Annotated in this window: 10 protein-coding genes; 4 read left to right on the top strand and 6 right to left on the bottom strand. The window is 47.0% G+C overall.

Features of this window, described 5'->3' with window-relative positions:
• Positions 1 to 10: 10 nt before the first annotated feature.
• From F0145_RS12745 to F0145_RS26995, 3 genes are all read right to left on the bottom strand, one after another.
• The gene (locus F0145_RS12745) at positions 11 to 895 is read right to left on the bottom strand and encodes a phosphorothioated DNA-binding restriction endonuclease (RefSeq protein WP_150088792.1); all 885 of its coding nucleotides are present in this window, start codon (positions 893 to 895) and stop codon (positions 11 to 13) included.
• 269 nt (positions 896 to 1164) lie between these two features.
• Entirely contained in the window at positions 1165 to 1956 is a 792-nt protein-coding gene (locus tag F0145_RS26590) for a PDDEXK nuclease domain-containing protein (RefSeq protein ID WP_394349588.1), read from the bottom strand.
• A 120-nt stretch (positions 1957 to 2076) separates the two neighbouring features.
• Positions 2077 to 2286 (bottom strand): DUF1016 N-terminal domain-containing protein, encoded by a 210-nt coding sequence (locus F0145_RS26995; protein ID WP_394349587.1) that lies wholly within the window; start codon positions 2284 to 2286, stop codon positions 2077 to 2079.
• Between the two features lie 342 nt (positions 2287 to 2628).
• Here F0145_RS26995 and F0145_RS12735 point away from each other — a divergent pair, with 342 nt between their 5' ends.
• The 4 genes from F0145_RS12735 to F0145_RS12720 all read left to right on the top strand — a co-directional run bounded on the left by F0145_RS12735 (position 2629) and on the right by F0145_RS12720 (position 6722).
• Entirely contained in the window at positions 2629 to 3270 is a 642-nt protein-coding gene (locus F0145_RS12735; protein ID WP_150088791.1) for an OmpA family protein, read from the top strand.
• Positions 3271 to 3360: 90 nt separating this feature from the next.
• Complete coding sequence (locus tag F0145_RS12730; protein ID WP_223816018.1) at positions 3361 to 4428, top strand: DUF2382 domain-containing protein; 1068 nt, start codon at positions 3361 to 3363, stop codon at positions 4426 to 4428.
• A 579-nt stretch (positions 4429 to 5007) separates the two neighbouring features.
• Complete coding sequence (locus F0145_RS12725) at positions 5008 to 5436, top strand: LexA family protein (protein WP_150088790.1); 429 nt, start codon at positions 5008 to 5010, stop codon at positions 5434 to 5436.
• Positions 5437 to 5441: 5 nt separating this feature from the next.
• Complete coding sequence (locus F0145_RS12720; protein ID WP_150088789.1) at positions 5442 to 6722, top strand: Y-family DNA polymerase; 1281 nt, start codon at positions 5442 to 5444, stop codon at positions 6720 to 6722.
• A 601-nt stretch (positions 6723 to 7323) separates the two neighbouring features.
• Here the strand turns inward: F0145_RS12720 and F0145_RS12715 are convergent.
• From F0145_RS12715 to F0145_RS12705, 3 genes are all read right to left on the bottom strand, one after another.
• Entirely contained in the window at positions 7324 to 8052 is a 729-nt protein-coding gene (locus F0145_RS12715) for a gluconate 2-dehydrogenase subunit 3 family protein (protein ID WP_150088788.1), read from the bottom strand.
• A gap of 18 nt (positions 8053 to 8070) precedes the next feature.
• On the bottom strand, positions 8071 to 9816 hold the full coding sequence (locus F0145_RS12710; RefSeq protein ID WP_150088787.1) for a GMC family oxidoreductase: 1746 nt from the start codon (positions 9814 to 9816) through the stop codon (positions 8071 to 8073).
• Positions 9817 to 10265: 449 nt separating this feature from the next.
• The gene (locus F0145_RS12705) at positions 10266 to 11732 is read right to left on the bottom strand and encodes a Gfo/Idh/MocA family protein (RefSeq protein ID WP_150088786.1); all 1467 of its coding nucleotides are present in this window, start codon (positions 11730 to 11732) and stop codon (positions 10266 to 10268) included.
• Positions 11733 to 12021: the final 289 nt, after the last annotated feature.

Here is a 12021-nt window from a genome sequence, read left to right as displayed (position 1 = left end):
GTCAATTTTATTACTCCCTATACCCACCTTTAAAAACCTCATTCACATGCCAGGCCGTAAAATCCGGATTAGGATAAAAAGCTTTTTTCTGAGGAGGTTTAATAGATTTGCCATGATGCTGAATTAACCACAAATCAGCTCCCTGACCATTTACTTCATCCGATACCAGCATTTTTAACTCGGGACTTACCGTAAAAGCTCCTAAATCGAAAAGCTTGTGGTGGGTGGCGCATAAAGCCAGGCCGTTTACTTCTTCATCCGGTCCGCCGGCCTGGTGCCATTTAATGTGAGCAGCTTCCAGGGCCAGTATTTTATTTTTCAGCCGCACACTAAACCCACAAACGGCACATTGGTATTCGTAAGCTTTCAGAATACTCTCGCGAAACAGCGGGTCGCGCTTCCGGATTTGTTTGGCACCGGTTAGGCTAATGGCAATATTTAAACCTACCGCATCCAGAATATCCTGGTGCAGCGTTTCCGGAAAATTCTGTTCCAGTATCAGTTCGGCCACACTTACTAATAAATCGGGGCTGGCCTTTAACTGCTGCACCACCTCGTCCGGAAACTTGCCTTGTAAATCGTTCATCAGCAAATATTTGGCGGTATAATCCTGTTTGGTGTTTAGCAATTCGGGCTTGTTAAACTGCCAGAGCCTATCATTGGCCAACCGAATAAACGGGAAGGTGGTATAAATTTGCTTGCGGGGCGGGCCAAAATCGGCTAGCAAATTATTCAGTCTGGGCTCAATAGTGGCATAAGGTATAAAGCCGGTGTTGCCTCTTTGTATTTCGCCGAGGGCCAGCAGCATTAAAAGCGGCTTGTGCGGGGCACGGGTGCCTTTGCTTTGCCAGGTTTTTATACTACTAAACTGCTCTATTACGCCTTTATCGTCCATCGGGTGCAAAATCTCCTTAATGTAATATTTTGCCCCGAGCTTTAATAAACTTTTGGCTATATTTTAATAGTTTTTGGCTTTTGCGAAAACAAGATTTAATGCCCTCAGAATTGGTCAACAGGTTGTTGGCTTTTTTCAATTAGCAAATGGGCAACAGCTTGTTGCCTGAATACATTTTGCATGTGATAAAATCGGGTATGATTCATCTGACTATTTTCAGAATTTGTTTTAACATCCATTTAGCTTAGCTTCCAAAACTTGCCTCCAGACTACCGCAATTCATTCCGTATAAAATTTTCCAGTTGTTCTTTAGACGGCAGTTGTACCAGGTACTTCGACACAAAAAGCTGGTTATCGAGGCCGGCGGTGGCGTATTGCACCAAGGCATCGTTTTTATGGGTTACTAACAATATACCTACGGGCGGCTGATCATCGGGCCGCATCACCTCTGCTTTGTAGTAATTTAGATAAGTGTTGAGCTGACCGGCGTTAACGTGATTAAAGTCGGCTATTTTTAATTCGATTAGTACATGGCATTTTAATATTAGGTGGTAAAATACCAAATCTATAAAGAAATATTCATCGCCGATTAAAATACGCTTTTGGCGTCCTTCCAGGCAAAAGCCGTGGCCTAGCTCCAGTAAAAATTCCTGCAAATGGTCGAGAAGCGCCTGCTCCAGGTCGTTTTCGGTTACCAATGCTTTTTGCGGAAGGCCTAAAAACTCGAAAGCGTAGGTGTTTTTGATAAAATCGGCGGGTTGGGCCGGCGTGTTGTTGGTTTCGTGCACCAATTGGGCTAATTTTTCTGGCTGCCGGCTCAAGCCTATCCTTTCAAAATAAAGACTATTTATTTGCCGCTTCAGTTCGCGCACACTCCAGTTGCCTTTTATAGCTTCCAGTTCGTAGAATGTCCGTTGAAGCTGGTCCGTAATAGTGAGTAACTGCACCAAATGTGTAAATGAAAGTTTACAAATCAGCTTCTCCGGCGGAACCTGTAAAACACTTAGGTCAGATATGGTAGCCTTAGATCGTCGGGTCTTATCGTTTTGATTATTAGTCAACTGCAATTGCGCAATCACTGATTGCGAAATGTGGTTATCTCTTAAAAGGTCAGTCACTGACTGACTAATTTGCGGATAAACGAAATAAAATTGCCGGCATAATTGGAGATGCCGGCAATTTTATTTCTCAGAAGTGAGTTCCTTTGCTAAAGTATACAACAATTTTTCACCGTACTGCGCCCTGTCTTCGCCGTTCTGCTCGTATTCTACAATGTAAAAGCCAATGAGCCAGTTACGGATGGTCAGCATTTTGTTTACCGCTTTGGCAGCGGCATCGTGCAGGTGCACATGGGTGCTTTTAATATTTTCGAGCAGTAGCAGAAATTGCATAGGGCATCTTTTAGGAAAGATACAATGGTTCTGTAAGAAATTTCTGGTTATTTATAATAAAAAAGTCCTTCACTATTTGCCCGGGCATCTAAGTTAATAAAGCCGGTAATGCTATCATTGTCGGGTTCCTTGCCGCTGGCCTATAATGCCTTATCCTTTATACTATCCAATTTATTTAAAACGCTGTCTCTTACCGGTTTCACCGCGTTTACCAGTTACTTTACCGGCTTCCGCCTGAAAATAAATAACTTACAAGAACTAATATATAGAAATACGCGTAAACCGTCAGACGTTTATATAATTTCTATTTCGTAACAAAATCCAAACTAACCTGAAAAAACTATGGCAGATTTAGATGTACAACCCAAAAAAAGCCGGCCCTGGTGGATATGGCTTTTATTAGCCCTGATAGCAATTGCGGTATTATTTGTTTTATCGCGCGGTTGCAGCCGTACCAACGACGATGCCGACGCTATGGGCACCACCCTAACCGATACCACAACAACCACTGCTGCTGCCGATGGCACCGCCACCGATGATGGCTGGGGTACCGTAGATTTTAATGCGCCGGCCGCTACCTACGAGGAAATAACCGACCGGAATATTGAAGTGCGCGGCAACGACGATTACGCCATTTACAGCGTAGACGAAACCGTTTTGTTTGATACCGATAAAAGTACGATTAAGCCTCAGGCCGCCGAGAAGCTGAAGCAGATTGCGGGCTCGATGGGCAAACGCTTTGCCAACAGTCAGGTGCGTATTTATGGCTATACCGATGCCCGGGGCAGCGCCAGCTATAACAAAGAACTGGCCGAAGAGCGGGCCGCCGCCGTACAAAACTGGCTGACCCAGAACGGCAATATTGCCCCGGATAATGTTACGCTGCACCCCGTAGGCGAGGCCAGGCCCATAGCTTCTAACGAAACGGCTGCCGGTCGTCAGCAAAACCGCCGCGTAGAAATTGTAGCCCGCCGCGCGGAATAACCTTTTAGGCTGATACGTAAACCAATAGATAACCTTGGTTTACCATATTTTAATTAGCGCCTACCCTGGCGCCCTTAACCAAATTTAACCATGGAAAGAGATAATAATTATAACGAAACCAACCGCCTGCAGGAGTTAGGCGGCAGCGATTTTGAAATAGCCGACGGCCAACCCAATATTAAAGGCTGGACCATTAAAAACCCGCAAGGCGAAACCATTGGCGAGGTAGAAGAACTCATATTTGATGTGCAATCTCGGAAAGTACGCTACATGGTAGTGGATTTGGAAAACAGTGTGCTGGACCTGGAACCGCGCAACGTGCTGGTACCGATTGGCCTGGCCCAGTTAAACGAAGACGACGATGATGTAATATTGCCCAACGTTACCGCCGAGCAGTTGCGCGCTTTACCCGTGTACGAGAAAAACCGGATAGGCCGCGATACCGAAACTTCTATCCGCCCGATATTTGGTGGCTTGGGAGCAGCGGCCGGAGCTACCGGGGCGGCTATAAGCGGTGCGGCCCACCAGGCCGGCGATACCCTTACCGGCGACACGAATACCCGCGATGATTTTTACGAACACAACCACTTTAACGACCGCGGCCTGAATCGTAATCGCCGGGACTTAACCGATGATTATACCGATGCAAATACCACCCGTGACCTCACTGATACCGACTATACCGATGCCAACACTACCCGCGATTTAACCGATAATACGTCTATTCCGATAATAGAAGAAGACGTGGAAATAGGGAAGCGCGAAGTAGAAACCGGTGGCGCCCGTATTAGCAGCCGGATTGTGGAAGAAGAAGTAGAAGAAAATATTACCCTGCGCGAAGAGCACATAAACGTAGAACGTACGCCGGTAAACCGTCCGGCCACCGAAGCCGATATTAATGCTTTTAAAGAAGGTGAAATTGAACTAACCGAACACGCCGAAGTACCGGTGGTAAACAAAGAAGCCCGCGTGGTAGAAGAAATAACCCTGGACAAAGAGGTAACCGAACGCGACGAAGTAATCCGCGACACGGTGCGTAAAACCGAGGTAGACGTAGAAAACCTGGACGCTGATACCAACCGGCCCCGCCTCGATGATGATGACGATACTTACCTGACCGACGAGGAACGCAACCGTAACCGCCCTACCAACCTGTAGACCTAAGTTATCGGACAGTCCCCCTTTGGAGGAGTCAGGGGAGGATTTAAAGCGTAAAACAGCAACCTGGCTAACGTCCTGAATAATTATTAAACCCAAAGCAAAACGGCATCTAGTTAAGATGCCGTTTTGCTTTTAGGCCACAGCCCCGCCTGCTTTGCATTATAAAAAGTACCGTTGTAGCGATAACCTTCCAGGACTTTCGGGAAGTTATTGGTTTACACGTTGAGTTACCCCCTTACCTCCTACGGCTAGAACATAGCATAATGAAGATTACCTTGCCAATAGAAAGAATTTAACTTGTGTCATCTTGAAAAGAAATATTGGTTAAATGGTCTTACAGGTAAATAAGCAATAGCTTCTTTTACCTACTTCCCTTTCTATTCAATAGATGCTTTCAGCATAACAGACTAGGTTTAGCTTTTGTGTCTTAACGATAGCCCCTATCTCTCCAAAGTAGAAATTTTCAGATTTTCAAATGCCTGATTTTAATTATTTTACTAAAATATTTAGCATATAAATAAACTATATTTAAAATTAGCCAGTATATTTAGCAAATAATTACCTTGCTAATCGCTTATGCAACTACTAGCTACTTATTTTCCCATTGGTCAGCCCAGCCAGGTGCAGGTAAAATTGTACGAGCATAACGTACCGGCGGGCTTTCCGTCGCCGGCTGCCGATTTTACCGAACGCACCTTAGATTTAAACGAGTTTATTGTAAAACACCCGGCTTCTACCTTTTTTGTACAGGTAAGCGGCGACTCCATGCAGAATGCCGGCATTTACGAAGGCGATGTAATTGTGGTAGATAAATCGTTGAAACCGGTACACGGCAATATTGTGCTGGCGGTGGTGCACGGCGAGTTTACCGTAAAACGGCTGCACTACGCGGGTAAAAAAGTTTTTCTGCGGCCCGAAAACGAGCGTTACCAGCCCCTGGAAATATTGCCCGATATGGGTTTTACGGTATGGGGCGTAGTAATTCATGTGCTGCATAAAGTATAAATATTATGCTGGCCCTGATTGATTGCAACAACTTTTTTGTGTCGTGCGAACGCATATTTGAGCCGGGGCTCAAGCACAAACCCGTGGTGGTGCTCTCGAATAACGACGGCTGTATTATTTCGCGCTCGCAGGAAGCTAAAGATTTGGGTATAAAAATGGGCGAACCCTTGTTTAAAGCCCGGCCCGTTATCGAGCAGGCCGGCGTGCGAGTATTTTCATCGAACTTTATGCTTTACGGCGATATGTCCAGGCGCGTGATGCAAATTCTGAAAACCTTTGGCGCGGTAGAAGTTTATTCGATTGACGAAGCCTTTGTTGATTTAACCCATGTGCCGGCCGCCGACCTGGAAAAATGCGCCGCCACCATCCGGGAAACCATTAGCCAGCACCTCGATTTGCCGGTGTGCGTGGGCATTGCCCCTACCAAAACCCTCGCCAAAGCCGCCAACCACCTGGCTAAGAAAAACCCCGTTTACAACGGTGTTATGCTACTCGATACACCCGCCAAACAAGCCGTCGCGCGCCGCCACCTGGCCGTCGAAAATATTTGGGGCGTAGGCCGCCGCTATGCTGCCAAACTGCACCAGCATCAGGTTTATACCGTCGCGGACCTCGTAGACCGCAGTCCTGGCTGGGTATACAAGCATCTGGGTGGCGTAGTAGGCGTGCGGTTGCGGCAAGAATTATTGGGTCAGCCCTGCCAGGAACTGGATTTTAAGGAAGCACCAGCCCGCAAGAATATTTCCTGTACGCGTTCTTTCTCGCAGTACATTACTACCCTCCGGGAATTACAGGAAGCCGTAGCCACTTATACCAGCCGGGCCGCCGAAAAGCTACGCCAGCAACGCAGCGCAGCCAAAGGTATTACGGTTTTCATCCGGACAAATAAGTTTTCGGTGCAGGCGCCCCAGTACCACCAGAGCGCCACGGTAACCTTACCCATTGCTTCCGCCGATTCGGGTGAACTTATCCGCTACGCGCTGCAAGCCCTGCAACAAATTTACCAACAGGGATATTTTTATAAAAAAGCCGGTGTTATTTTGTCTGAATTTATGCCGGAACACCAGGTACAAACAAATTTATTCGATACCACCGACCGGGATAAAAGCCAGAAACTGATGCAGGCCCTGGATAAGATCAACGCCAAAATGGGCACAAACGAATGGGCCGTAAACGTAGTCGGTTACGCCACCGCCGGCCTTAAAAAAGACTGGAAAATGACTGTATCGCACCGCAGCGACCGCTATACTACGCACTGGCCGGAAATATTAAAAGTAAACATTTAAACGTTCCTGCTCTCCGGCCTGCTATTCTTGTAAAGCATTAAGCTTAGCCTCATTGTAAAATTTTACGCGGCAGCAGCGAAGCGTTACCAAGCTTAGATTCCAGCACCCCAATTCCAAAACTTCAGTTCCAGCAGGTTTATTCTATACCGGAATTTCTACACTATTGAACAGTCCCCCTTCGGAGGGGACCAAGGGAGGTTTAAAGATCGAACGACTTCTTTGCGCCATTCCTGCTATAGCAAGTAGCGCCGTTAATATTTTCCTTCTTCTGAAAATTACCGCTTGGGTACTTTAAACTACATTTATGGCAAAAAGGTCAGGCAGAAATAAGCTACTGTATATTCGCTTATTCCCGCCTGACCTTTTTACTTCAATATAGAATTACTTACCGCAATTGCTCTTTAATTAAAAGCGTTTAAGTTCAAGAAACCAGGAAGCCATCTCTGTCATTCAGGAGGAAACTATTTGGCTATCTGCTACATAGCTTCCTCCTGAATAACAGAAATGGATTTCAAGTACTGAAACCTATTCAATCCTGAAACATATTATTGCCCAACGGTTAGGTTGTTCAAAAATATGGAATCAATCATCCTAATAATTCTTAAGTCCGCGGGGCCGGGTAATTGTCCCAAGTCATTAGTTGGCCGCGTTCTTCGTTTTTGAGGCATTGGGCTAAGGTTTTTTCGTCGTAAGCCAGGTTGTATTGTTTTAGTACCTCATCCGGCACACCATCCCAGGCATTAGGGGTGTTGCCTTTATATTCCATGTCTTCAATACCTATTTTGCTGGAGAAAAAGCCGGTAGCCGTCAGGTTGCGCATTTGGTTGAAAAAGGTTACGCCTTGTGAATTTTCGGGTTTGGCTTTTTCGGGGTAGGCAATCAGATCTACCAGTTCTATTCGTTGTTCTTTGCTGGCATCGGTAAACGCTTTGCCAAACATTTTGTGCGATTTTATGTCGAGCCAGCGTAAGCCGCCGCGCATGGGTGTTTGGTTCTCGGGCCGGTCTTTTACAATAAACTCGATAAACGCTGGTACACCGGCATCCGAAGCACTGCCGGAGCGGTCATCGGCCGGGATAATAATATCGGCTAAAACCGTAATAGTTGCCATTTCGCCCTCGGTAAAGAATTTCTCTTCCATGAGGCGGGCATCCCGCTCTTTTTCTTCCGGAGTGCGGCCATAAAGTTCAGATTTAGCATCGTTCTTTACGGCCTGGGTACTTTTTTCGTCGGTTTTGGTATCGCAGCCTACCAGCAGGGTACCGGCTCCCAAGGTTCCGGCCCCTAATGTACCAATAGCCAGCGCTTTCAGGGATTCTCTTCTATCCATAATATTTTGTTTCTATTTCTAGGTTACAATATTCCGCTTTTTAACTTCATCCAGCAGGTATTCAGAAGCCCGCATCGATAAGGCCATAATGGTCCAGGTCGGGTTTTTATCGGCTTGCGATACAAATGGTCCGCCATCTACTACAAACAAATTATTAACCTCGTGCGCCTGGCAGAATTTATTCAGAACCGAGCGTTTGGGGTCGTTGCCCATGCGGGTGGTACCTACTTCGTGAATAATACGGCCCGGTGCTTCTAACCCGTATTGCCTGTCGGCGCCTGGTTTATCGCCTAACGCTACGCCGCCCATGGCATCAATAATTGCCTCGAAGGTCTCGTGCATGTGCTTGGCCTGTTTAATTTCGTGGTCGCTCCAGGTGTAGTTAAAGCGGAGTACCGGTATGCCGTATTTATCTACTACGTTGGGGTCTATTTCGCAATAATTATCTTCGCGGGCAATACACTCGCCGCGCCCGGCAAAACCTACATTGGCCCCGTAAAAACGACGATAATCGTCTTTGAGCGAAGCGCCGTAACCACCGGCATCTTTCATTTTACCGTCGCGGCCCGGGTATTTACCGTTTAACCGTTCGATGCCACCGCCAAAACCATAACCAGGCATGCCCATGCCGCCGCCGTATTCAATGTGGTAGCCCCGGGCAAAGTCCAGTTTTTTGTTATCGAGCCACCACGGCGAATACACGTGCATACCACCCACGCCGTCTTCGTTGTAGCGTTTGCGATCCATTAAATGCGGAATAAACGCACTGCGCGAAGCGCCGGTAGAATCGTGTAAATATTTACCTACTACGCCGCTGGAGTTGGCCAGGCCGTTGGGGTGCGCTGCTGATTTGGAGTTTAATAATAAGCGGGCAGATTCGCAGGCACTGGCCGCCAGCATAATTACTTTGCCGTTTACCTGGTAATCCTGCAGGTCAGTCCGGTCGGTGTATAAAATACCGGTAGCTTTACCCGATTTATCGGTGAGTACCTCGCGGGCCATGGCGTTGGTATACAACTCAACGTTACCGGTGTTGCGGGCCGGCTTTACCAGACACGTACCCGCCGAAAAATCGGCGTGAACCGAACAGCCGCGGCCGCACTGGGAACAGAAAAAGCAGGCACCCCGGTCTTTGTTAATGGGCCGGGTAAGCATAGATTTACGTGCCGGAATAACCGGAACGCCAATGCCGGTAGCTGCTTTTTTTATCATCAGCTCGTGCAAACGGGGCTTGGGTGGCGGCAGAAAATAGCCATCCGGATCGTTCACCAGGCCTTCGTTGGTACCAAATACGCCTACTAGTTTATCTACGCGGTCGTAATAAGGTTTAATATCGGCGTAAGAAATAGGCCAATCGTCGCCGAGGCCGTCTACACTTTTGTGTTTAAAATCGTTAGGGCCAAACCGGAGGGCAATGCGGCCCCAGTGGTTGGTACGGCCGCCCATCATGCGGGCCCGGAACCAATCGAACTCAGTACCGTTTTTGCGGGTATACGGTTCTCCGTCTATTTCCCAGCCGCCGTAGGCCGCATCAAAATCGCCGAAAGCCCGGGTAGTACCGGCACCGCGCCGCGGCGACTGATAAGACCATTTTAACTGGGTTTGCTGCTCCGGATTAGCCGGATCGTAATCAGGGCCAGCCTCGAGCAAGGCTACTTTCACGCCGGCTTCCGCCAAAATTTTAGCTGCCATACCGCCTCCTGCCCCGGAACCTACAATTACTACATCGTAAACTTCGCCCTTCTTTTTAATCTGAAATGCCATAAGTTGGTTTAATTGCTTTTAGAGCTTATAAATGGTGGATAAATTTATTTGCATAAATAAAAAATATTCGGGACTTACCTAAATCCAGCCTAGTGCAGTAAATAAGGCAGAAAAGAATCCGGAATAAATAGTTACCAGCTTAAAACTACATTAGGGTAGCCTGAGAAGCGTTTTCCAGACAAGGTTTTCTGAGAAGTTAATATTTTATCTTTTCACACTTCGCCGGAAAGTTACCCGTTTAAGTATACACACTTTTTTCTGTATTTTTATCGGTGCCGCTAATAAATCCGGGAATATCCTGTAATAATTATACAGATGTTTTTAAAATTATAATCTGTATAATCTGGTTAAAATAAATTGCTTATAGTAGTAGGGTTTACTTTTCCGGATATTAGCTGCACCTTAGCTCATAATAAATACGGCTAAGGTGCAGCTAATATTGTTAGGGCTTATACCCCTAAACTCCAGCCCTGGCGGTAAGTGCGTTTTACAAACTGGTTTACGTCGTCGAAGTTGGTTACTTTCATATTTTGGTTGTCCCAGATCATTTTAAGGTTGCTGCCAGGATAATCGAAGCCGTTGCCGGTAGCACGGGGTTTAGCCATATCGGCGCCTCTAATGGCCAGGTTAGCCATTAAAATAGCTTCTGTAAGCGGGCCGGCCATTTCAAAAGGCGAGCTCATTTCTTTTTTGCCATAACCGGCTATTGCCCCCTCTACCCATTGGGCATAATGGCCGTCGGCGCTGCCGGGTACCCGCGCATAGGTTTGTTTTACCTGTACTTCCTGCATCCGCGACAGGGGCAACAACCGTGGGTTAGCGGCGTATTCGCTAGCCATCATTTTACCTTTAGAACCAACAAATAAAATACCGCTGTTACCATCGCCAAATAATTCATTGGGTCCTAGTTCTTCCGGCCGATCGGGCTTAATGCCGCCATCCATCCAGTGCATGGTTATGGGGCCTTTGGTTTTGCTGGTTTTGGGGAAGGTTAAAGTAGCGTGGCTCGCAGGCGGACAGCTATCCGGGAAAATACCCCGCTTGCCCCAATCTACAAACACGCTGCCTACGCTGGCCTGCGCATCAGTGGCATATTTCAGATCTAATATCCGGAAGGGGGCTTCCATCAGGTGGCAACCTAAATCGCCGAGGGCGCCAGTGCCGTAATCCCACCAGCCGCGCCAACTCTTGGGTACTAATTTATCTACGTATTCTTTATAAGGGGCGGTACCCAGCCATAAATCCCAGTTTAGTTCTTTTGGTACCGGCGTTGAGGTGCTGGGCCATGGAATGCCTTGCGGCCAGATGGGCCGGTTGGTCCAGAGGTAAACGGTATCTACGTCGCCAATAACCCCGGCATTAAACCATTCGTGCATTTGCCGGACGCCATCGCCGGAAGCACCCTGGTTGCCCATTTGGGTAACTACTTTGTAGCGTTTAGCGGCTTCGGTTAGTTTGCGGGCTTCGTAAATATCGTGGGCCATGGGTTTTTGCACGTACACGTGTTTGCCCAGTTGCATAGCCGCCATGGCTACTACCGCGTGCGTATGGTCGGGGGTAGATACCGAAACGGCATCGAATTTTTTAGCTTCTTTATCAAACATTTCCCGCCAGTCTTTGTAATATTTGGCTTTCGGGAAATTTGTAACAGATGTGGCCGCCTGGCGGTCGTCTACATCGCAGAGGTAAGCAATATTGGCTTTGCCACTTTTGTTAAAGGCATCAATATCGGAGCGGCCTTTACCACCTACCCCAACGGCAGCAATTGTTAAGCGGTCGCTGGGAGCTAAAAAGCCTTTACCGCCCAACACGTGGCGCGGTACAATCATAAAACTGGCCGCTGTAACCGCAGCAGCCTTTATAAAACCCCGGCGGGAATTAGCCGGCTTTTCCTGATTTGTAAAGTCTTTTTCCATGTATGTTTTATATTCTTTTGATTTTCCCTGGATAGAATATTCCTGAACAAAATATTCCCGAATAGATTGTTCAGGAATAATTAACTGAGATTAAGCCTAATTAAACTGTACCCTTTTTATCAGTTTTTAGAGAGTATTTAGAGCCCACTTTCCTTCTGAATGACAGAGATGGATTGCTTAAACCTCTTTTTTTAACCGTTGCACAACAGTTATATGTATGTAAACAGGCTTGGTCTTAAATATTGTCTGCAAAATAACGGCACAGATAAAATAGAAAAACCTGGCACCC

Origin of the sequence: Adhaeribacter rhizoryzae, assembly GCF_008629685.1 — a bacterium.
GTDB classification, from domain to species: Bacteria; Bacteroidota; Bacteroidia; order Cytophagales; family Hymenobacteraceae; genus Adhaeribacter; species Adhaeribacter rhizoryzae.
This window is presented reverse-complemented; position numbering and strand designations above follow the sequence as displayed.

Coding starts and splice junctions, on each gene's coding strand:
- F0145_RS12730 (WP_223816018.1), top strand. CDS start 3,361: ATGGAAAGAGATAATAATTATAACGAAACCAACCGCCTGCAGGAGTTA.
- F0145_RS12735 (WP_150088791.1), top strand. CDS start 2,629: ATGGCAGATTTAGATGTACAACCCAAAAAAAGCCGGCCCTGGTGGATA.
- F0145_RS12715 (WP_150088788.1), bottom strand. CDS start 8,052: ATGGATAGAAGAGAATCCCTGAAAGCGCTGGCTATTGGTACATTAGGG.
- F0145_RS12710 (WP_150088787.1), bottom strand. CDS start 9,816: ATGGCATTTCAGATTAAAAAGAAGGGCGAAGTTTACGATGTAGTAATT.
- F0145_RS26995 (WP_394349587.1), bottom strand. CDS start 2,286: ATGCAATTTCTGCTACTGCTCGAAAATATTAAAAGCACCCATGTGCAC.
- F0145_RS12745 (WP_150088792.1), bottom strand. CDS start 895: ATGGACGATAAAGGCGTAATAGAGCAGTTTAGTAGTATAAAAACCTGG.
- F0145_RS12705 (WP_150088786.1), bottom strand. CDS start 11,732: ATGGAAAAAGACTTTACAAATCAGGAAAAGCCGGCTAATTCCCGCCGG.
- F0145_RS12720 (WP_150088789.1), top strand. CDS start 5,442: ATGCTGGCCCTGATTGATTGCAACAACTTTTTTGTGTCGTGCGAACGC.
- F0145_RS12725 (WP_150088790.1), top strand. CDS start 5,008: ATGCAACTACTAGCTACTTATTTTCCCATTGGTCAGCCCAGCCAGGTG.